We start from the raw sequence: 19494 nt of genomic DNA, 5'->3' as shown, positions 1-19494 counted from the left end.
CTCTTATTGATGTCGATTGCAGGAGCAGCTGCCTCTCGTCTTGCGCCAAGACCCGTCGGCCGGACTGAGCGGTTTGTCATCGATGCGGGGTTTCTGATCGCCGCCGCCGTTGTCTTTGCGCTGGTATTGCAGGGGGCGGCCTCGATGCTGCTGGACCCATGTCAGCGCTGATCTGCACCCTGATATTTCTAACGATAGCCGTACCGGCAATGGCGCATGGTGACGATGATCACGCAGCAACCTTGAGCTGGACATTCGATCCGTGGATCGTGCTACCAATCACCGTGATTAGCGCACTCTACACGTTCGGCATCGTGAGGCTTTCAGGTCGGGCGCGCCGGCTTGGAGCGATGCACCGCCAAAGCTTGTTCTTCTATAGCGGCATGCTGACTCTCGCGGGCGCGCTGATCTCGCCACTCCACTGGCTCGGAGAGCACCTTTTTACCTTTCATATGATCGAACACGAGATCGTCATGGCCGTCTCGGCGCCGTTGATCGTGCTTGCGCGCCCGGTCGGCCTCCTTCTGTGGGGTCTGCCAAAACGGGCACATCGTGGCTTAGGCGCTGCCATGCGAACTCCTCTCATCCGGTGGTCATGGCACTGGAGCACGGGAGCGACCAGCGCCACCGTCATTCACGGCGTCGCTATCTGGGGCTGGCACCTGCCCTTCCTGTTCGATGCCGCAGTGACACATACCGCTATGCATCGCCTACAGCACCTCAGCTTTTTTGCAACGGCGATCCTGTTCTGGTGGGCGGTCGTTCGGAAAAGCGACTACGGCGCCTCTGCCTGGCACATCTTCCTGACGATGTTACACACGAGCATCCTCGGCGCGTTGATGGCGCTGGCACCGCGCGTTCTCTATATCGCTCAAACGCAAACCGCGGGATCCTGGGGGCTGACACCCCTGGAGGATCAGCAACTGGCCGGTATGATCATGTGGGTACCGGCCGGCACCATCTATGCAGCCGTGGCGATGACGATGCTGGCGCTCTGGATCCGCGCTTCCAGCGAGAGAGGAGCGCAAAATGCCTGATGTCGCCGGCTTGGCCCCTCGCCCCATAGTCTGGGTCGCCGCCGCTATTGCTGCTGGGCTGAGCGCCTTTGTCGTTACCACTACAATACGCGACAGTCAGACAAGGACGGCCACAGCTGTGGCGCTGACCGGTGGCGATCCTGCGCGCGCGCCCGCCCTCTTTCGTCGCTATGGCTGTTCGGGTTGCCATATCATTCCGGGCATACCGGGGGCGGACGGCCAAACCGGCGCGCCACTCACCGGGTTATCCAAACGCGTCTTTATCGCCGGCGTGCTGGAAAACCGCTCCGACAACCTTGTTGCATGGATCGTCTCGCCGCAGAGCTTTTCGCCACAGACCGCGATGCCGAACACGGGCATCTCAGAGCAGGAAGCCAAGGACCTCGCCGCCTACCTCTACACACATTGAAGTTAGGGATGGGGCGTCTGCACGGCCGGGAGGGCCTTGATGTAGCGCGCAATCGCATCGCGATCGCTGTCGGGCAGCACCGCCGTGTTGGTCACGACGTCGGCCATCGACGATCCGACACGGCCATGGTCAGGCGTGTCGCCCGTTTTTAGCATCGTTGCAATGTCTCGCTCGCTCCACTTGCCCAGGTTCTGCTGCGTGATGTTGGGCACGAACCCCGTCCCTTGCGGATCGACTCCTCCGGCAAACCGGATGTCGGGTTTGATGGCACCGAAGACGTTCCGACTGGAGTGGCATTCGGCGCAGTGGGATAAGCTCTCGACAAGATAAGCGCCGCGATCATGGATTGGATCGCCACTCAGCCGGGCCTCCGATTGACCCTCTCGAAAAAACAGCAGCTTCCAGAATCCGACGAACCGGCGAATGCGAAACAGGATCGAAGGGTGATGCGGCGGTGCCCGTCCCGAGATTTTGGGAAGCGTCATGAGATACGCGTAGAGATCCCGGATGTCGTCGGCCGTCATTCCAGTGAAGCTCGTATAGGGAAAAGCGGGATAGTAATGCTCATGCTCAGGCGACACACCGCCGACGAGCGCGTTCGCCAAATCGACGGCCGTCCATCTCCCGATGCCGTCCACCGGATCCGGAGAAATGTTAGGCGGTCGAAAGGTGCCGAACGGTGAGCCGAGCGCCATGCCGCCCCCAAGCCGCAGCCGATCGGGTTGGCCAGGGGTCGCATGGCAAGACGCACAATCGCCGGCCGCGAAGATCAGTTGCCCGTGCACCGCGTCACCGGCACCCTCGAACTGCGGATCGCCTTGCGAAAACGGCGGGCGGGCTGCGCTTATATACCAGCCGGCCGCAACCGCGGGGCCGCCGCACAAAATGGCGACGAAAGCCAGTTTCCCGATCGTAGCCGGGGCAACATTCACAGCCCGGCGTCGCGCATCTCCCGACCGTGACAAGATCAGTTGTCTTTCGTCTTGAAAGCGTCGGAAACCTTTTTGACCTCAGGGTCGCTGTTGCTTTCGCAATTCGCATCCCGGTCCCGGTCGGGATCGTCCTTCGCGCGAAGGTAGCCCCTCGGCGTATTTTCCTGGGGACCTTCCCAGCGTGGTGACTGATCCGTCGTGCCCGGAGCCCCGTCCTTTGGTGAATTCACACCCATGTTCGCTTCCTCCTATGATCGAAGCTAACTGAGGCAGGAAATGAAAGTTCCACCGTCCCGCGCCACAGCGCGTTTTTGACTGCTTCCTGCAGGGGCTCATCCGGTAGACTACCAACATAAGACTGCCGGGAGCGGCAACTCGGCCAAAAATTCGCGAATTCAGGGATTCACAAATCTCAAGCCAAAGCGTACCAAGAAGCGCTCCTTGAGCTCGCGGTGGATCTGGGGCGACGGCCGATGCGCGAGCACCGGTCGTCGCCACACAGCCGGATCGTCTGCTGATCATGCATCTATATCCAACACCGCGTCGATTTCGCAGACGACCCCGGCGGGATCGTAGCTGATTGTCGAGCGGCCGTTCAGTTCGGCCGCCAGAAGCCTCTCAACCAGACGCGAACCGAAGCCCTTCTTCGTTGGGGGCTTCACTGTGGGACCACCGTGTTCAGCCCACCTGAACTGAAGCCTTGCTTTCGTGCTCTCATCACCGTCCTCAAGGCGCCAGGAGATCGAGACCTTTCCCTCGGCAACAGACAATGCGCCGTACTTTGCTGCATTCGTCGCCAGCTCGTGGATAGCCAAAGAAAACGAGACAACTGCCTTCTGCGGCAGAAGCACAGGGATCCCTTCGATCTCGAAACATTCTGCGGGATAGGGCTCCAGGACTTGCCTGACCAGCGCTGAAAGATTAGCGCGCTGCCAGTCCCGATGTGTAAGGAGATCGTGCGCCTTCGCCATAGAGGTCAGCCGTTCCTGGAAGGCGTCCACTTCGTCCTGCCCCGTCCCCTCCCGCCCCAGGGTCTGTTTCGCGATGGCGATGACGGTGGCAAAGACGTTCTTGACGCGATGATTGAGCTCGCCAGTCAATACCGCCTGCAGACGTTCGGCCTCCTTCCTGGCCGTGATGTCCTGGGATATCTTCGAGGCGCCAATGATCTTTCCGCTGCCGTCAAATATCGGAGAAACGCTGAGCTGGACGTCGACAAGACGACCGTCCTTTCGTCGACGTTGCGTCTCGTAAGGCTCAACGACTTTCCCGGCGCTGACCTTTCGGAGGATCTCCGGCTCCTCGCCGCGGCGCTCTTCCGGCACAAGCATCAAAACGGACTTTCCAACCGCCTCGTCACGCGAATACCCGTAAAGCTTCTCGGCGGCGGCGTTCCAGTTGGTGATCGTCATGCCGAGATCGATGCCCAAGATCGCGTCGTTCGAGGACTCGATGATGGCAGCCAGGTGGCGTTCACCCTCCTGCGCATTCTTGCTTGCCGAGATGTCGATGGCAATGAACCCAACCTGCCGGATCCGGCCATCGTCACTCCTGAGCGCCGAAACCGATATCGCCGTCCAGACCAGGGACCCGTCTTTTCTGACGCATCTCTTCTCCATGTCGAAGGGTTCGCCGGTGCTGGCGAGGCGCTCAAACCGCCGCTCGGCTTCCGCGAGGTCGGCCGGGTGCGTAATATCCTGAAAACGCACGCCGACGAGCTCATCGCTTCGATAGCCGAGCATCTTGCAGAAGCGCTGGTTGACAAGGACCATCCGTCCGTCAAGATCGGTCTGGCCGATACCTGCGGCGGACTGGGAAAACAACGCCCTTAGACGCTCCTCGCTTTCCCTGAGTGCATGCTGCGAACGTACCCTTCCCGTCGTCTCGCTGACGATGCAGAAAACGCCTCGGATTTTACCCGTCTCGTCTTTGATCGGCGAATAGGAAATGTCGAAGTAGACTTTTTCCGGGCGCCCGTGACGCTCGATGTAGAACTCACGATCCTTGGCAGACACCGTCTCGCCACCGTAAAGCACCCGGTCGAGCAACGGCTTGAGGTCATCCCAGAGCTCGCTCCAGTTCTGTTCGGCCGGGCGCCCGAATGCTTGAGGATGCCTAAGGCCGATGGACGGAGCGTAAGCGTCGTTGTAGAGGGCGACATACTGCTCGCCCCAGAACATCACGATCTGGGCATGCGATGGAAGCATTAGGTCGATGGCGGATTTGAGGCAGGCAGGCCACTCCGAGGGCGGGCCTAGGATCGAATGGTCCCAGCTCCCCTCCTCGATCATGCGGGCTATGCCAGCGGAACCCGTGTCGTGATTTTTTCCAAGTGCAGACACCTTAACCCAGCCCTAGCTGTCAACGATTACAAGATTTTGCCGTGCAAGATTAGGTATTTTTCGAGTGATCACAAGCGTCGTCAAGGCTAGCGACGGATGCACCCAGGGGAATCGGGTGAGTTATCAGCCGGTGATGGTGGTTGCGAGGAAAGCGTCGTCCCAAGCGGCGAGTTTTCGTTTCAGCCGGATGGAGTCTTTGCCGGGCGCTCTTCGAATGAGGTTGAGAGCCATGTGCTTGATGGTGGTGAAGTTGGCGGGGGCGTGATCGGTTCGAAGCCGGCACTCGTCATCGCGGAAGACGCAATCCAACACCCAATGGAGACTGTTTTCCACCGCCCAATGATCTCGGACATAGGCCCCGATCAGGCTTGCCGCGAGAGCCAGCGAGGTGATGTAGAAGCGTGTCTCGCGCTGGATCTTGTCGCCGATTTCGCGGGTGCTCTGGACCCTGACGACGGCGTTCAGGCCGGGCCATTGGTGGCGCTCCCGCAGCCAGCCGATGTCGTGAACGACGGTGATGTCTCGGGTCTCGATGCGCCCATGATCGCCATCGACGCTCTGGTGGTGCGTGATGGTCGTATCTTTGAAGTTATTGGCTTTTTGCTCGGCGACGAATAGTTCGACGTCGTCGCGAAGCGTGCCCTGGTTGCCCCTGAGGGCGAGGATGTAATCGGCCTTCTTGTCGAGGATCTTTTGGGCGATGGCGCGCTGACAGCCCATGGCGTCGAGTGTCACGACCGCCGCCTCGATATCTAGCATGTCCAGCAATTTGGGGACGGCGACGATCTCATTGGCCTTGTCGGCCACCTTGACCTGCCCCAGCACCAGCCGCTGGCGCGCCGCGAAGGCCGAGACCATGTGGATCGGCAGATCGGTCTTGCTCCTGGACCGGCGCACCGTCTTGCCATCCATCGCCACCACTCCCTCAGGGACCCCGATCAGGGCAGCAGCCCAGGCCACGAAGCAGCGCTGGAAGGCCTGGGCGTCCAAGGTGGCGAGGATGTCGCCCAGGTGATCATGCGACGGCGTACCGTCGCGGAACGGCCTGAAGCGGCGCAAAAGCTCTAACTTCTTGTCCCCGAAGCGAGCGATGTCGGTGATGGCCTCCGCCCCGGCGATCACCGCAAGCAGGCACAACAAAAGCACCTCATCGAGTGGATATTTGACCTTGGCGCTTTGCCGGACATCCGGAAGGTTTCTGAAATACTCAAGGAAAACAACCGCATCGACGATCCTGTCGCCCTCACAATCTGCCACATCCATAAATCTCATCCTCCAACGATTCACTGGAGATCGAGAGATTCAGAATTTCAGCACATTGTCACCCGTCAATTCACCCGATTGCCCTGCGGATGCACCGCTCAGAATTTGTTAACGACCCCGATGGAGGTCGTTCTTCTGCGATCGTCGCACCACTTTCCACCGCGGGCACTCATCGATTCCAGAGAAGTAAGCGGACTCGGTTCATTTCCAAGCCAATCAACGACAATCACGGCCGCGGCAAGCAAGTCGCACGCCTTGAACGGAATCGAACCTACGTCCACTGGGTAGACGGCTTAGGCGGAATGGATAATCAATCAGTTCCCGGCGTTGTGTACTGCTCCGAATGCAATAGTCATAACTTGCGTACGGTACGCTAATCGCATACCCTTCCGCGGGTAAGTTGGAGGCTAAAAGGTATGGCGACGGTCGAGAAGATCACCATTGCACTGACATCGGAGATGGCGGGTTTTGTGCGAAGCGCGGTCGATGCTGGAGAATATGCATCGACGAGCGAAGCCATCCGTGATGCCGTCCGTGAGTGGAAAGAGCGACGCGATTTGCTCGGGTACACAGTCGAGGATCTACGAGCGCTTGTGCAGGAGGGCATCGAAAGTGGGCCAAGTTCGCGCTCGACGATGGCAGAGGTAAAAGCTGCAGCGCGCGAACGATTAGAATCTTCACGACACGAACGCTAACCGTGCTTTCAATTATCCGAACCGATCGTGCGGACGAGGACCTGATCGAAATATGGTCTTACATAGCCGTTGAGAACATGTCCGCAGCTGACCGCGTGCTCGATGCAATTGAAGCACGCTGGGACAATCTCGCTCGACACCCCTACTCTGGAGTTGCGCGCGACGATATTGCACCTGGCATTCGGCATCTCGTCTCAGGTGAGTATCTAACTCTTTATCGGCTCAGTGACAGTGCCATTGAAATCGTCCGCGTCCTACATGGGCGCAGAAAGATATCCTCCAAAATTATTATATAGACGGCGGGCTCACGGGATCTTTCTGTAAACCCCGATCGCATATGTCAGGCGTATGCATATTTATGGAACATAGTTCCTCCTGACTGAAGTATCCCACTGTTAAAAGAATCCTCAAATTTCCCACGGCAATAACAACAACCAAAATAGAGGTCGAAAATTCCCATCCGAAAAGATGTTGGCTCTCAGGCCACCGCGCTAAGTAGCTCGTCTGGCAGTTCGACAGGCACTGCTCTCGTCTTCGCCTTCCATCGGCGTCCTACAACGGCCCGCACGTCGAGCGCGACACGTCTGATGATCAACCCGGAATTCTCCAGCGCCTGAAACAACATGCGTCGCGCGCCGCTTTGACGGTGATTGGGCGACCACCCCTCCCAAAAGACAAGCCGATCTCGTGTCAACGTGCTCACCCGAAATTTCTGGCGGTCCAGCTGGCGCGCCAATTAGGCTTTCGGCCTGACCGCTTGGTAGAGCTTGTTCGCACCGTCCTTTCCCACGGCCAGGACGTCATACGATGCGCGGGGATCGTCTCCCATGCCCAATGACCCGGCGGGCATACCCGGCACGGCGAGCCCCGCAATTTCGGGTTTCTCTGACAACAGCCTCATCACCGCGTCCAGGGGAACGTGTCCCTCGAGATAGTATCCCGCGACCACCGCGGTGTGGCAGCCCCGCATATTGGTGGGGACGGCGAAGCGGTCCTTTACGGCGTCGAGGTCGTCCACGTTTTCCGCCTGCACGGAAAACCCGGCATTTTTCATCGCGTCCGCCCAAACGTGGCAACATCCGCAGTGCGGGTCCTTGTAGACGACCATGCGTTCGCCGGCTGCCAGCGCCGCTCCGGCTACGGGCAACGCTCCGATGGCAGCCAGGGTGCAAAGGAATTCTCTTCTTTTCATCGCGCTTCTCCTTATCAAACTTAATGTGCGGCCAAGGATGCGGGGACTTGCTTTTCCGTGCGCGCCGCCTTGAATCCATAACCCTTGACCAGCCCGTAGACTGCCGGGATTACGACCAGCGTCAGCAGTGTCGATGATACCATGCCGCCGATCATCGGCACGGCGATCCGCTGCATGATCTCCGAGCCGGCACCCGTACTCCAGAGAATTGGTACCAAGCCCGCCATGATCGCGACAACAGTCATCATCTTCGGACGCACCCGCTCGACGGCTCCGAACATGATGGCCCTGTTGAGGTCTTCCCGTCCGAATATCCTGCCTTCGGCCTCGCACTTCGCCTTCTCGTCCCTGAGTGCGTGGTCAAGGTAGATCAGCATGATCACCCCGGTCTCGGCTGCCACGCCCGCGAGCGCGATGAAGCCGACTGCTACGGCGACCGAGGCGTTGAAGCCCAGCCACCACATCATCCAGATGCCGCCGACCAGAGCGAACGGCAGGGACAGCATGACGATCACCGTTTCGGTCAACGTCTTGAAGTTCAGGTAAAGCAACAGGAAGATCAGCGCCAGCGTCAGCGGGACGACGATCATTAGTCGGTCCTTTGCCCGTTCCAGATATTCGAATTGCCCGCTCCATGCGACGGAATAGCCCGTGGGCATCTCGACGCTCGCCGCGACGGCTTCTTGGGCTTCGGCAACGTAGCCCCCAAGGTCGCGGTTGGCGATGTCTACGAAGATGTAGACGGCGAGCTGGCCGTTCTCCGTCCTTATGGTCGTGGCACCGCGCGTGAGCTTGACTTCGGCGACCTCGCCCAACGGAACCGTGCCGCCACCGGGCAATGATACCTGGACGTCCCTCGCGATGGACTGGGGATCGCTTCGGAAAGCCCTTGGGTAACGGATGGCGACGCCATACCGCTCTCTGCCCTCCACCGTCGAGGTCACGACCTCGGACCCCAGGGCCATTCCGATGACATCCTGGACATCGTCGATCGAAAGCCCATAGCGCCCGAGCACCATGCGATCAGGGATGATATCGAGATAGTATCCACCGATGACGCGCTCGGCGTAGGCACTCGACGTTCCCGGCACCGCCTTGAGAACGGTCTCTATATCGCGAGCGACCTTCTCCATCTCGTTCAGGTTGGTCCCGTAGACCTTGACGCCGACGGGCGTGCGTATTCCGGTCGAAAGCATGTCGATGCGGGCGCGGATGGGCATCGTCCAGGCGTTGGAGACACCGGGAAACTGAAGTGCCGCGTCCATCTCCTGTTTCAGACTGTCAGACGTGACGCCCGGCCGCCATTCGGACTTGGGTTTCAGGGTGATGATGGTCTCAAACATTTCCGTCGGAGCCGGATCGGTTGCCGTCAACGCCCTACCCGCCTTGCCGAACACCGTCTCGACCTCGGGGAAAGATTTGATGATGCGATCCTGCGTTTGCATGAGCTCCGCCGCTTTTGTCACCGAGAGGCCGGGTAGCGTTGTCGGCATGTACATCAGCGTGCCCTCGTCGAGATCAGGCATGAACTCACTCCCGATATGCTGCACGGGCCAGACGGTCACCCCGAGGATCACGATGGCTGCCAGGATTGTCAGGCTCTTGGCCTTAAGGACGCCCGCGATGACCGGACGGTATATCCAGATCAGCAGTCTGTTCAGCGGATTCTTGTGTTCTGGGACAATGCGGCCGCGGACGAACAGGATCATCAGTGCCGGAACAAGTGTGATGGACAGCAGCGCTGCCGCCGCCATCGCGAAGGTCTTGGTGAAGGCGAGCGGTCCGAACAGGCGGCCCTCTTGCGATTCGAGCGTAAAAATCGGCAGGAACGACACCGTGATGATCAGCAGGCTGAAGAACAGCGCCGGCCCGACCTCGCTTGCCGCCTCGATCAGCACTTCGGCTCGAGGCTTGTCAGGAGGCGCGCGTTCCAGATGCTTGTGGGCGTTCTCGATCATGACTATGGCCGCGTCGATCATCGCACCGATAGCGATAGCTATCCCGCCGAGGCTCATGATGTTCGCTCCCAGACCTAGCGCCCGCATGGCCATGAAGGCGATGAGAATGCCGATCGGCAGCATGATGATGGCCACGAGCGCGCTTCGGACATGCAAAAGGAAGGCGATAGTCACCAGTGCAACCACGATCGATTCCTCGATCAACGTGACTTTCAAGGTCTCGATTGCCGCTTCGATGAGTTTCGAACGATCATAGACGGGCAGGATTTCGGTACCAGCCGGAAGACTGCTCTGCACCGCCGCCAAGCTTTCCTTCGCATTCTCGATGACGGTCAGCGCGTTGGCGCCGTCGCGCTGGAGAACGATGCCGCTGGCGACCTCGCCTTCACCGTTCAACTCGGTGATGCCGCGCCGCTCGTCCGGCACCAGTTCGACCCTTGCGACGTCCGAGAGATGCAGCGGGACGCCAGCATTCGTTTTCAGTACGATGCTCTCGATGTCATTGATGCCCTGCAGATAGCCCTTGCCCCGAACCATGAACTCGAACTCGGAAAGCTCGATCGTTCGTCCGCCGACGTCGCGGTTGCTGGAGCGCACGGCATCGGCGATATCCGACAGCGACACGTTCTGAGCCTTCAGGCGGGCGGGATCGACGACAATGGAATACTGCTTAACGAAGCCGCCGACGCTGGCCACCTCGGCGACGCCCTCGGATTTGGAGATGGCAAAGCGCACGACCCAGTCCTGAAGCGACCGAAGTTCGGCCAGCGACAGTTCCTTGGCGACGACGGCATATTGGTAGACCCAGCCCACGCCCGTAGCATCCGGCCCGAGGCTCGGCGACACGCCGTCCGGCAGACGGCTAGCTGCGGCATTCAAGTATTCGAGTACTCGACTGCGCGCCCAGTAGAGATCGGTCCCGTCCTCGAAAATCACGTAGATGAACGAAACGCCGAAGAACGAGAAACCACGCACAACCTTCGACTTCGGCACGGTCAGCATGGAGGTCGTTAGCGGATAGGTGACCTGGTCCTCGACCACTTGCGGAGCCTGACCGGGATAGTCGGTGAACACGATGACCTGAACGTCGGAGAGATCGGGGATCGCATCAAGGGGCAGCGTGCGCAGCGCGTAGACGCCGCCCGCGATAGAAAGAGCAGCGCCGACAAGGATCAGGACGAGGTTGCGGGCCGACCATGCGATGACGTTGGCAATCATGGATTTGCCTCGTCCTGCGTGAGGGCACTCAGTGCCGCGTTGAGGTTGCTTTCGGCGTCCAGCAGGAAGTTGGCGGAAACAACGACGCGGTCGCCTGCTGCGATGCCTTTGATGATCTCCGTCATGTCTTCGCCTCGGACACCCAGCGCGACGTCCATCGGTTCGAACCTGCCCTCGCCCTTGTCGAGAAAGACAATCTGGCGGTCGCCCGTGTCGATGATCGAACTGTTGGGAACGGCGACGACCGGATTTCCGGCTCTGGCTTCGATCTCGACCTCTGCGTACATGTTGGACATTAGCAGACCGTCCGGATTCGGAAGCTCTATCCTGACCTTCGTGGTCCGGGTTTGCACCTGGACCTCCGGATAAATGAGGTCGACCGTTCCCTTGAACGTCGTGCTGGGCAGATTACGAATGATGACGGCGACTGCGGCTCCCTCGCGGACGGCGCTAAGCTCGTATTCGGGGACGTCGGCGATCACCCAGACCTTCGACACGTCAGCAATACGGAACAGAACATCGCCAGCCTCGGCCATCATGCCGCTCACGGCCATGCGCTCCAATACGACACCGTCGCGCGGCGATGTGTAGGCGATGCTCTGCGGCACCTTCCGCTCTGTAGCGATGCTGGTGATCGTTGTCGTGGGCACACCCAGATTCTTCAGCCGCAGAGCCGACCCCGTATCTGGACCCGCCTTGCCGCCGTTGCGCATCTCGGTCGCGTATTCGGCCCCAGCGGTGGCGATCTCCTTCGAATAGAAGTGAAAGAGGTCTTCTCCCTTAGTGATCCGGTCACCGGTGGTGACATCAGCGACGTCCTCGACGAAGGCGTCCGCCCGCATCGAGACGATGCTGACCATGCGCTCGTCGAGCGTCACGGTTCCGGGCACCCGGATTTTCCGGGTGACCGTGGTCATTTTCGCCAGCGCAGTCTTCACCCCCGTCCGCTGGAGTTTGCCAAGTGAGACCTTGACGGTGGAGCTGTCACTAACCTCGCCGTCATAGACAGGGAGATAGTCCATCCCCATTGAATCCTTCTTCGGGACCTTGGAGGTGTCGGGAAGCCCCATGGGGTTGCGGTAGTACAAGATTTTACGCTCGAGTGAGACGGATGCCGTGTCGGGTGACGGTGCGACCGCGCCGGCCGCGCTGAGGCTGACATCCTCGCTTGCACGGACGGTCGCGAACGGCCGCCCGTCGTCGGTGCTTTTCGGCTTTGCGGAATACTCGGCCAGCCCGTCCGGGTGGCGGTAGTAGATCACCGCTCCCGTTCCTTCGCGTCGCGGCTCCGCCTCTGTGGCCATACCGCTATCATCGACGTACCGCCGCAGGCGTGCACCGACATCGTTTTTCCCGGCCCGATAGCCTGCCCAACCGACAATCGCGGCGAGGGAAAGCGTAGCAATGATGCGTGAGACGCTCACGGGATTGCCTTCAAGACGACTTCGCCTTTTACTGTCTCAGGCTCGCCTTGAACCTTGGCGGCGACCTGGAAACGCCATCCGCCTTCCATGGAAAGGTTCGTCGTGAAAGCGTATACGCCCGGCTCCGCGGAAGTAGTTGACTCCACCGTCGTGGTCATCGTCTCCATGCCATCGGGAGCCATGTCCATCCGCGTCGTGAAGATGACGGCATCGGGGACAGTCTTGCCCGTCCGCTTATCGACCAGCCGTACCGACACGGTCGAACCTGGCCCCTGCTTGATCTCGGTCTGGACGGCCTGGAATTCGTAGTCTTGCGCTCCGGCGAAGGAAGCCGTGGCGGTGATGAACAGCAGTGCGCTGGCGAGGAGCGCGATCCTCGCGTCGAAGGTGATCTGTTTCATGATTGAATGTCTCGTCCGGACGGGTCTGCAACCTCGTCCTCAGTCAATATGGATCGCCATCGGTACTGCACGAACGCAGACCTGCGACCGTGCCGAATCGACAACGTGCTCAATGACGTGGGATCAGAGTCTTGGGGGACGTACTGGCGGATCGACCAGTGAGGAGGCAAGCTCCGCATGAAGGGCAATGAGGAACCGATGGGCGACCCGACCGAGATTCAACGACCAGGAATGCGGGTTAGCCACCTGGCCGACGATCACCGTCGTACACACCAAGGCCAGAGGACATGACTTGCCGCTGCAGTCGGGCTTGGCCGGCATTTCGTCAGGGCAACACGGCATGTCGCCTGACATCTCCATGCCGGACATGCCGTGCATCGCGGGTCCGGAGGCCGCCATTACGCTGTCCGCCGCCCCGATGCTCAAGGGACCGACCACGATCCCCAGCAGGGCGGTCACGAACAGCAGTCGATGGATGACCTTCATGAACCTCATCCGCATAGTCTGGCACGAAGACATCGAGGTTGGAAGAGGTCTCACTGAAAAGTGCGTTAGCGACAGCGACGCACTTCGCGCCTGCTCCGATTACCTGTCGATCTGCGGCCATGTAAGTTCACAAGACAGTCGGGATTCGGCAGGTTGCAACTTTCTCGCCTGGTTTGGATTTCACAGCTGTTATGGAGGATTGTCGTGCGTGACCAACATTTGCAGATTATCGAGGCGCTCGGAGTAGCGAAGGAATTCGACGCGTCCGCGGAAGCCGAGCGCAGAACGGCCTTCCTCGCGGATTACATGCAAGCCTCGTCATGCGGAGCGCTCGTCCTTGGCATCAGCGGGGGAGTGGATTCGCTCACCGCGGGACTGCTTGCCCAGACTGCGGTGAAGCGCCTCCGGGGCAGAGGGCATAAGGCGGAGTTCATCGCGGTCAGACTGCCTTATGGCACGCAGGCCGACGAGGCCGACGCTCAGAGAGCGCTCGCGTCCATCGGCCCCGACCGCGTAGTCACCATCGACATAAAGCCCGCAGCGGACGCGATGATGGCCGAGGTCTGCGGGGACGCAGGCGACCTGTTCGAAACCGTTCGGCTGGACTTCCACCTTGGCAACATCAAGGCGCGCCAGCGGATGATCGCCCAGTACGCGCTCGCCGGCGCGGTTCGTGGCCTGGTGATCGGGACTGACCATGCGGCGGAGGCATTGATGGGCTTCTTCACGAAATTCGGCGACGGCGCTGCGGACGTCCTGCCGCTTTCCGGACTGACCAAGCGGCGCGTGCGGGCGCTCGCCGAATATCTCGGTGCGCCGCGGGACCTGGTGTTCAAGGTGCCGACCGCCGATCTGGAGTCCGACGCTCCGCTGCGGCCCGATGAAGACGTCTACGGGGTCACGTATGATGAGATCGACGACTTCCTGGAAGGAAAGCCGATCGAGGAAGCCGCGTTTCAGCGCATCCTCACGACGCACGTCGCGACGGCCCACAAGCGCGCCCTGCCACTCTCGCCGCAATGACAAGGAACGGTCCTTAGGCTCGTTACCGCGATGACGTACTGTCGCCCACCTCGGCGCTTCCGCCTTGCGTGGTCTGCAGGACCAGCAGTAGCGCCACGCCTGAAGAAATCCAGACATCGGCCGGATTGAACACGAACGGCTCCCATTCGCCAAGACGGAGGCTCAGGAAGTCAGTCACGACGCCCCTCAGGCTTCGGTCGATCAGGTTTCCGAGCGCGCCAGCCAGGATCATCGACAGGGCTGCCCGTTGCCAGCCGCGCGAACGATACGCCCACATGGCGATGATAAGTGTTATAATGCCCGTAACCCCGATGAGGACGGCTTTGCCGATTTCGCCGTCGACAGCGAACATGCTGAACGACACGCCGTTGTTGAAGGTCAGGCGCAACGGTACCAAAGGCAGAAAGTCCGCGGGCGGACCGTAGGGTTCAAGGCTCGCCCGCGCCCACGCCTTCGCTCCCAGATCAAGTGCCGCGCCGACCAGGACCAAGGAAATTGAAGCCACCGCCCTCATCTGTCCCTCGACGCAGAAAGGTCCTGTCGTGCGTCCCGGATGATCGACCACGCCGATTGAAGGAAGAGGCCTGCAACCGCGAAAGCAACAACGAGGTCAGGCCATTGCGTTCCCATCCACCAGACCAAGCCCGCAGCGGCCACAACCGCGAGATTGCCAATCGCGTCGTTCCGCGAAAACAACCACACCGCGCGCATGTTGGCGTCGCCCTTACGGTGCGGGATGAGCACCACGGCCGCCAGCACGTTGACGACGAAGGCGACAAGCGCGAAGCCGCCCATTAGCACGGATTCGGGCTGATGCTCGATGAACACCCTGTAGATGGTCGACGCGACGACGCCGAGTCCGAGCAGGCCGAGGAATACACCCTGTAGAAGCGCCGCCTTGGCACGGGCGGCAAGGCCCCATCCGACCGCGACCAGCCCTAGGAATGAGATCATGCCGTCCCCCAGGAAGTCGAGGGCGTCCGCCTGCAGCGCCTGGGAGCCGGCGAGGAAACTTCCGACGATCTCCACGACGCCGTAACCAACGTTCAGGAGCACGACGATCCAGAGCGCCCTTTTATATGCCGGGGTGACATGAGACAGGTCCGGAATCCTGTCGTCGTCATCGCCGTCTGCAATGTCCCTGGATGCACCAATGCGGTCGAGCTGATAACCCAGACCCGTGATGGCGCTTTCCAGCAGAGGAAGGCGGGCCGCTGGCTCGTCAACTTCCAGTGTCATAACCTGCGAGGCGATCGATACCTTCACGTCGGCCACCCCTTCGACCTTGCGCGCGGCCCCCTCGATCTTGGCAGCGCAGGAGGAACAATCCATCCCCGTCACCTGATAGCGGATTGTGTCGGTTGCGGCTGCTGCCATTTCGTCGGTCCTCGATATTTGAATTCGACCATGGTACTACCTGTAGTGACTACAGGAGCAAGATGAAAAATGCAGATCGGCGACTTATCCGAGAAATCTGGCGTGAACATAGAGACAATTCGCTATTACGAGCGCATCGGGGTTCTCCCAATCCCAGCCAGGATGTCCAACGGCCGTCGCACCTATGGCGAAGCAGACGCGCAACGACTGTGCTTTATCCGGAATGCCCGGGAACTTGGTTTCGATCTGGCATCGGTGCGCGTTCTTCTGGCTCTCCAGGAACAACCGGAAGCATCGTGTGAGGATGCAAGCCGCATCGCGCAAAGCCAGCTCGACGCCGTGGAAGATCGTATCGCCCGTCTTACGAACCTGAAAACGGAACTGCGGCGGATGATAGCCGAATGCCGTCTCGGTCAGGTGGCCGATTGCCGGATCATCGACGCCATGGCGGGAGGAAGATCCTCAGGCTGACATCAAAACTGTGTTGGCAGACTCCAACCGACAGTTCCGGCGGACGAGACCTGGCAAGTGGATGTCGCCCAACGTCTCGGCGTCGCGCAGCCGACTGTCGCAAAGATGCTGAAGCGATTAATATCAGAAGGCTCTTGTTGAGTTTTTAGCAGGTTTGATCCGATCGCCATCGGTACTGCACGGACGCAGGCCTGCGACCGTGCCGAATCGACAACGTACTCAATGACGTGGGATCAAAGTCTTGGGGGACGTACTGGCGGATCGACCAGTGAGGAGGCAAGCTCCGCGTGAAGGGGAGTAAGGAACCGGTAGGCGGTCCAGCCGACGTTCAATAACCATGAATGCGAGGTCGCCACCTGACCGACCATCGCCGTCGTACAGAGCACAGCCAGGGGGCAGGACTTGCTCCCGCAGTCTGGTTTGCTCGGTTGTTCATCGGGACAGCATGGCATGTCGTCAGGCATGCCAACCCCGGCCAGACTATCCATCGCGGCAGGCCCCGAGGCGGCCATCGCACTGTCAGCCGCCTGGATGCCAATGGGACCGACAATGATCCCGAGCACGGCGGTCACGAACAGCAGTCGATGGATGACTTTCATGAACCTCATGTTGTTAGTCTGGCAAGGAGCCCTCTTCATTGGAAGACATCTCACGAACATGTGCAGTCAACTCCTTCCAGGCGCGAGGGAAGGTCGCAAGCGGTTAATATCCCTTCACGTGTACCGAAAATACAAAAAACGTTACATCCGGACTGGAGGCCCTTGACCCTCCCACCGTTGGAAGCACCACATTGCATCAGTCACATTAATCGGAGACTTCCAATGTATCATCTCAACATACCCGACATGACCTGCGGTCACTGCGTCAGCACCGTAGAAAAGGCTGTAAAGACCGTCGATCCGAGCGCTTCGGTGGCTGTCGATCTGAGCACCAAGACCGTATCAATCGAGTCGCAAATGGCGTCCGAAGCATTTATCGCGTCGATTGCGAGCGCCGGATATGGGGCGTCTTTTAAGAAATCCTGCTGCAGCCACGTCGCCTAAAATCTTCGGGCTCAGCACGCACAAACAAACACGCGCCATCTCGACGGCGCGTGTGATTGACGAGGTTCAGATAGAGAGCCAACGAGCAGATCGCATCAAACGGGCCATGTTTCGAAAAGAGTTCTTCGGATCATGTTTTCGATCTAAGTTGATCGCAGCCTGCAACCGGTCAGGGAGAATATCCGCGCAGGTCATTGTACAGATTGACCTGTTCCTCCTTCAAAACACCCATCATCTCTAGGTGAGCCGAAAGATGAATATAACGCAGATTTGAGCGGCTTGTTTCGATCTCGCGAATTCGCTCCTGGAGAGCTTTAGGAGAAATAGAGCGCTTGCGAAATCCGACCTCCAGCGCCGTTTCCCGAGCGATCAAGTTTCTTCCCTCCTCGATGGCGTCTTCTCGCATCCCGTTGAAAATTCGCACTGTCGAAGCGTCCTGGTTCGCCGTCAGTCCTAACTCATGCTTCATTTTCAGAACATGCGAGGGTCCTGGCATGCCGTTCAACTCGGCGGCCTTCGCTAACCCCCACCCTCCTCCTTCCTCCAGTTCCGCGATGTCTTCTGCCGACAGACTTTTAATTTCGCGCATCTGCTGCCCAACATAAGGCGAGGAATGCGTGTGCTTTTCCTGCGCCAGCGCGGAAAAAGGCAGAAGCAAGAAAAGGAGCGCGACCAATAGAGATTTCATGGTTCCTCGGCAGGCTTGTTTCGATAAGAGGACCTTGCCAACTAATGACTGGCGGAGACATGATAGCTGTCATGTCGGAAAAAATTGTCAGCCACCTGACGACCAAAGCCGTTGCTCAAAAGTCCTTTGTAAAGGGCGAGCATCTATTCCACCGGGACGATCCGGTGCACATGCTCTTTCTTATCGCGGGAGGGTGTGTGAACCTCGTCCGTTTCCAGGCAGATGGAAACCAGGCGCTTTTGCAGCGCTCGACGGCAGGCACCGTACTGGCTGAAGCTTCGCTGTTTTCAGAGCGGTATCATTGCGACGCTGTCGCGGCGGCAGCAACCGAAGCTTTACTGGTGCCCGTTCCTGCGGTCCGAAAAATGCTGGAACATGACCTGATTTTTGCAAGGGAATGGATGGCACATCTCTCGCGCGAACTGGTGAGCGCCAGAAAGCGGTCAGAAATTGCTGCGCTCAGAACGGTCAGTGCCCGCCTGGATGCTTGGATAGCCTGGAACGATGATGCCTTGCCAGCAAGAGGCGACTGGCGAGGTTTGGCAGACGAAATTGGTGTCTCGCCGGAAGCGCTCTACAGGGAGATATCCCGACGCCGAGGTAGCTCTACACGGGATCATTGAATCTCTGTCGCCCGCCCACCGAACTCACGGATTGAGAATCGTGCCGAGGCTGGGATCGCCATTCACTGGCCAGGGGTTGCCTTGTCACTTCAGCGGGGCACCTCGTAGGTCCGCGGCGATCGCCGATATGATTCCTCACAACGAGGCGAACAAAACCACGGTCCATCCGGCGCGGCCCGCCTGTAGGATGAGTATGGCGCGTGCATCTTACACACGGGATCGATCCAGGCCGGGTCAGCCGACGGAGCAAGCTCGATCTCGTAGAGAGGGACTTCCCCGGTTACCGATCTAAGTGCCACCATGCCGAGGTCTCGTACCGCGATACCCCTTGTGACAGCTGCCTCGGCAATGGGCTGAGTTGCAAGCAATTGCCCAGGCGATGCGAGCGCGGTGATTCGTGCTGCAATGTTGATGGTCGATCCAAATAGATCACCAGCTCTGTGGATGACGGGCCCATGGTTAAGTCCCGCCCGAGTGAGAGGTAGCCGGGATTCTTTACGACATGCCTGCAACAGCGTTCCGAGCACCTGGATCGCTGTATCTGGCTCGGGAAACGCGAGCATCGCCTCATCGCCGATCCATTTGATTGGGGGCTCATAGCCGCTGAGGGCGTCGCGGACCATGCCCTCGAATACTTCAAGCACGACAAGGGCAGCCGCGTCACCATAAACGTCCGAAATAGCGCTGAATCCCGCGATATCTACGAACGCAACTGTGGCCGCTGGTGTCGCCGAATCCTCTCGCTGCCTCATATCGCCCTCCAAGGTTCGAAGATTTGATCCCTTGCGACACCCTCATTCTCGCCCGCATTCGCGCCCTGTGCAACGTTCATCCACGCGCTTGCAAAACATCGCTTGACCTTACCATGCTGGGAAGGTTTATCTATCTATGCAGTTAAGGAAAAGGACACCC

The 19494-nt window shown here is 59.5% G+C and carries 22 protein-coding genes and 1 pseudogene; 9 read left to right on the top strand and 14 right to left on the bottom strand.

The genetic code is table 11. From position 1 onward, the window contains the following. The first annotated feature begins 158 nt into the window (after positions 1-158). Both HGO38_RS22510 and HGO38_RS22505 read left to right on the top strand, forming a co-directional pair. A complete protein-coding gene (locus HGO38_RS22510) occupies positions 159-1037 on the top strand; it encodes a cytochrome c oxidase assembly protein (protein ID WP_250958077.1) in 879 nt (292 codons plus the stop codon). Continuing rightward, positions 1030-1446 (top strand): c-type cytochrome, encoded by a 417-nt coding sequence (locus HGO38_RS22505; RefSeq protein WP_250958076.1) that lies wholly within the window; start codon positions 1030-1032, stop codon positions 1444-1446. The genes HGO38_RS22510 and HGO38_RS22505 overlap by 8 nt, the downstream gene beginning before the upstream one ends. Positions 1447-1448: 2 nt before the next feature. On the opposite strand, the gene HGO38_RS22500 is transcribed toward HGO38_RS22505, so the two are convergent. The 4 genes from HGO38_RS22500 to HGO38_RS22485 form a co-directional block, all read right to left on the bottom strand. Then, entirely contained in the window at positions 1449-2378 is a 930-nt protein-coding gene (locus tag HGO38_RS22500) for a c-type cytochrome (RefSeq protein WP_502941614.1), read from the bottom strand. A gap of 35 nt (positions 2379-2413) precedes the next feature. After that, on the bottom strand, positions 2414-2614 hold the full coding sequence (locus tag HGO38_RS22495; RefSeq protein ID WP_250958075.1) for a hypothetical protein: 201 nt from the start codon (positions 2612-2614) through the stop codon (positions 2414-2416). A 282-nt stretch (positions 2615-2896) separates the two neighbouring features. After that, entirely contained in the window at positions 2897-4669 is a 1773-nt protein-coding gene (locus HGO38_RS22490; protein ID WP_250958074.1) for a PAS domain S-box protein, read from the bottom strand. Positions 4670-4843: 174 nt separating this feature from the next. Then, a complete protein-coding gene (locus HGO38_RS22485) occupies positions 4844-5983 on the bottom strand; it encodes an ISAs1 family transposase (RefSeq protein ID WP_250958073.1) in 1140 nt (379 codons plus the stop codon). A gap of 416 nt (positions 5984-6399) precedes the next feature. Between HGO38_RS22485 and HGO38_RS22480 the strand changes: the two genes are divergently transcribed. Both HGO38_RS22480 and HGO38_RS22475 read left to right on the top strand, forming a co-directional pair. Continuing rightward, positions 6400-6678, top strand: coding sequence for a type II toxin-antitoxin system ParD family antitoxin (locus HGO38_RS22480; protein ID WP_250958072.1), 279 nt, complete (start codon positions 6400-6402; stop codon positions 6676-6678). Between the two features lie 2 nt (positions 6679-6680). Then, on the top strand, positions 6681-6974 hold the full coding sequence (locus HGO38_RS22475; protein ID WP_250958071.1) for a type II toxin-antitoxin system RelE/ParE family toxin: 294 nt from the start codon (positions 6681-6683) through the stop codon (positions 6972-6974). Positions 6975-7414: 440 nt separating this feature from the next. Here HGO38_RS22475 and HGO38_RS22470 read toward each other — a convergent pair whose 3' ends face one another. From HGO38_RS22470 to HGO38_RS22450, 5 genes are all read right to left on the bottom strand, one after another. Further along, a complete protein-coding gene (locus HGO38_RS22470; RefSeq protein WP_070149924.1) occupies positions 7415-7870 on the bottom strand; it encodes a DUF411 domain-containing protein in 456 nt (151 codons plus the stop codon). Positions 7871-7890: 20 nt separating this feature from the next. Then, the gene (locus HGO38_RS22465; protein WP_070149923.1) at positions 7891-11046 is read right to left on the bottom strand and encodes an efflux RND transporter permease subunit; all 3156 of its coding nucleotides are present in this window, start codon (positions 11044-11046) and stop codon (positions 7891-7893) included. Further along, on the bottom strand, positions 11043-12470 hold the full coding sequence (locus tag HGO38_RS22460; RefSeq protein ID WP_081341784.1) for an efflux RND transporter periplasmic adaptor subunit: 1428 nt from the start codon (positions 12468-12470) through the stop codon (positions 11043-11045). Before HGO38_RS22460 ends, HGO38_RS22465 begins: the two co-directional genes overlap by 4 nt. Further along, on the bottom strand, positions 12467-12871 hold the full coding sequence (locus tag HGO38_RS22455) for a FixH family protein (RefSeq protein WP_070149922.1): 405 nt from the start codon (positions 12869-12871) through the stop codon (positions 12467-12469). The genes HGO38_RS22460 and HGO38_RS22455 overlap by 4 nt, the downstream gene beginning before the upstream one ends. Before the next feature lie 123 nt (positions 12872-12994). Then, positions 12995-13357 (bottom strand): hypothetical protein, encoded by a 363-nt coding sequence (locus HGO38_RS22450; RefSeq protein ID WP_234624960.1) that lies wholly within the window; start codon positions 13355-13357, stop codon positions 12995-12997. A gap of 204 nt (positions 13358-13561) precedes the next feature. Between HGO38_RS22450 and nadE the strand changes: the two genes are divergently transcribed. Beyond that, positions 13562-14380, top strand: coding sequence for an NAD(+) synthase (gene nadE / locus HGO38_RS22445; RefSeq protein ID WP_081341783.1), 819 nt, complete (start codon positions 13562-13564; stop codon positions 14378-14380). 22 nt (positions 14381-14402) lie between these two features. Here the strand turns inward: nadE and lspA are convergent, their stop codons facing one another. Both lspA and HGO38_RS22435 read right to left on the bottom strand, forming a co-directional pair. Continuing rightward, positions 14403-14894 carry a signal peptidase II gene (gene lspA, locus HGO38_RS22440; protein ID WP_070149921.1) on the bottom strand — a complete coding sequence of 164 codons (492 nt, stop codon included), beginning with the start codon at positions 14892-14894 and terminating at the stop codon, positions 14403-14405. Further along, a complete protein-coding gene (locus tag HGO38_RS22435) occupies positions 14891-15757 on the bottom strand; it encodes a cation diffusion facilitator family transporter (RefSeq protein ID WP_070149920.1) in 867 nt (288 codons plus the stop codon). Before HGO38_RS22435 ends, lspA begins: the two co-directional genes overlap by 4 nt. Before the next feature lie 69 nt (positions 15758-15826). Between HGO38_RS22435 and HGO38_RS22430 the strand changes: the two genes are divergently transcribed. Beyond that, the gene (locus HGO38_RS22430) at positions 15827-16228 is read left to right on the top strand and encodes a MerR family transcriptional regulator (protein ID WP_070149919.1); all 402 of its coding nucleotides are present in this window, start codon (positions 15827-15829) and stop codon (positions 16226-16228) included. A gap of 45 nt (positions 16229-16273) precedes the next feature. Then, a pseudogene (locus HGO38_RS22425) lies at positions 16274-16360 on the top strand (winged helix-turn-helix transcriptional regulator); the annotation flags it as partial. Between the two features lie 101 nt (positions 16361-16461). Here the strand turns inward: HGO38_RS22425 and HGO38_RS22420 are convergent. Further along, positions 16462-16827 carry a hypothetical protein gene (locus tag HGO38_RS22420; protein ID WP_230175146.1) on the bottom strand — a complete coding sequence of 122 codons (366 nt, stop codon included), beginning with the start codon at positions 16825-16827 and terminating at the stop codon, positions 16462-16464. 222 nt (positions 16828-17049) lie between these two features. Here HGO38_RS22420 and HGO38_RS22415 point away from each other — a divergent pair, with 222 nt between their 5' ends. Continuing rightward, the gene (locus HGO38_RS22415) at positions 17050-17271 is read left to right on the top strand and encodes a heavy-metal-associated domain-containing protein (protein WP_070149918.1); all 222 of its coding nucleotides are present in this window, start codon (positions 17050-17052) and stop codon (positions 17269-17271) included. A 169-nt stretch (positions 17272-17440) separates the two neighbouring features. On the opposite strand, the gene HGO38_RS22410 is transcribed toward HGO38_RS22415, so the two are convergent. Then, a complete protein-coding gene (locus HGO38_RS22410) occupies positions 17441-17959 on the bottom strand; it encodes a hypothetical protein (protein ID WP_070167290.1) in 519 nt (172 codons plus the stop codon). 71 nt (positions 17960-18030) lie between these two features. Here HGO38_RS22410 and HGO38_RS22405 point away from each other — a divergent pair, with 71 nt between their 5' ends. Beyond that, entirely contained in the window at positions 18031-18582 is a 552-nt protein-coding gene (locus HGO38_RS22405; RefSeq protein ID WP_230175147.1) for a Crp/Fnr family transcriptional regulator, read from the top strand. Positions 18583-18671: 89 nt separating this feature from the next. Here HGO38_RS22405 and HGO38_RS22400 read toward each other — a convergent pair whose 3' ends face one another. Further along, on the bottom strand, positions 18672-19334 hold the full coding sequence (locus HGO38_RS22400; protein ID WP_070149915.1) for an adenylate/guanylate cyclase domain-containing protein: 663 nt from the start codon (positions 19332-19334) through the stop codon (positions 18672-18674). Between the last annotated feature and the right edge of the window lie 160 nt (positions 19335-19494).

This window comes from Rhizobium sp. CG5, assembly GCF_023701945.1.
Taxonomy (GTDB): domain Bacteria; phylum Pseudomonadota; class Alphaproteobacteria; order Rhizobiales; family Rhizobiaceae; genus Allorhizobium.
Note: the sequence above shows the minus strand (reverse complement) of the source record. Positions and strands in the feature narration are given on the sequence as shown.

Excerpts from the sequence above, each read along its gene's own strand:
- HGO38_RS22510 (WP_250958077.1), top strand. The coding sequence starts at position 159 with ATGTCAGCGCTGATCTGCACCCTGATATTTCTAACGATAGCCGTACCG.
- HGO38_RS22505 (WP_250958076.1), top strand. The coding sequence starts at position 1,030 with ATGCCTGATGTCGCCGGCTTGGCCCCTCGCCCCATAGTCTGGGTCGCC.
- HGO38_RS22495 (WP_250958075.1), bottom strand. The coding sequence starts at position 2,614 with ATGGGTGTGAATTCACCAAAGGACGGGGCTCCGGGCACGACGGATCAG.
- HGO38_RS22490 (WP_250958074.1), bottom strand. The coding sequence starts at position 4,669 with ATGATCGAGGAGGGGAGCTGGGACCATTCGATCCTAGGCCCGCCCTCG.
- HGO38_RS22485 (WP_250958073.1), bottom strand. The coding sequence starts at position 5,983 with ATGGATGTGGCAGATTGTGAGGGCGACAGGATCGTCGATGCGGTTGTT.
- HGO38_RS22480 (WP_250958072.1), top strand. The coding sequence starts at position 6,400 with ATGGCGACGGTCGAGAAGATCACCATTGCACTGACATCGGAGATGGCG.
- HGO38_RS22470 (WP_070149924.1), bottom strand. The coding sequence starts at position 7,870 with ATGAAAAGAAGAGAATTCCTTTGCACCCTGGCTGCCATCGGAGCGTTG.
- HGO38_RS22465 (WP_070149923.1), bottom strand. The coding sequence starts at position 11,046 with ATGATTGCCAACGTCATCGCATGGTCGGCCCGCAACCTCGTCCTGATC.
- HGO38_RS22455 (WP_070149922.1), bottom strand. The coding sequence starts at position 12,871 with ATGAAACAGATCACCTTCGACGCGAGGATCGCGCTCCTCGCCAGCGCA.
- HGO38_RS22450 (WP_234624960.1), bottom strand. The coding sequence starts at position 13,357 with ATGAAGGTCATCCATCGACTGCTGTTCGTGACCGCCCTGCTGGGGATC.
- lspA (WP_070149921.1), bottom strand. The coding sequence starts at position 14,894 with ATGAGGGCGGTGGCTTCAATTTCCTTGGTCCTGGTCGGCGCGGCACTT.
- HGO38_RS22435 (WP_070149920.1), bottom strand. The coding sequence starts at position 15,757 with ATGGCAGCAGCCGCAACCGACACAATCCGCTATCAGGTGACGGGGATG.
- HGO38_RS22430 (WP_070149919.1), top strand. The coding sequence starts at position 15,827 with ATGCAGATCGGCGACTTATCCGAGAAATCTGGCGTGAACATAGAGACA.
- HGO38_RS22420 (WP_230175146.1), bottom strand. The coding sequence starts at position 16,827 with ATGAAAGTCATCCATCGACTGCTGTTCGTGACCGCCGTGCTCGGGATC.
- HGO38_RS22415 (WP_070149918.1), top strand. The coding sequence starts at position 17,050 with ATGTATCATCTCAACATACCCGACATGACCTGCGGTCACTGCGTCAGC.
- HGO38_RS22410 (WP_070167290.1), bottom strand. The coding sequence starts at position 17,959 with ATGAAATCTCTATTGGTCGCGCTCCTTTTCTTGCTTCTGCCTTTTTCC.
- HGO38_RS22405 (WP_230175147.1), top strand. The coding sequence starts at position 18,031 with ATGTCGGAAAAAATTGTCAGCCACCTGACGACCAAAGCCGTTGCTCAA.
- HGO38_RS22400 (WP_070149915.1), bottom strand. The coding sequence starts at position 19,334 with ATGAGGCAGCGAGAGGATTCGGCGACACCAGCGGCCACAGTTGCGTTC.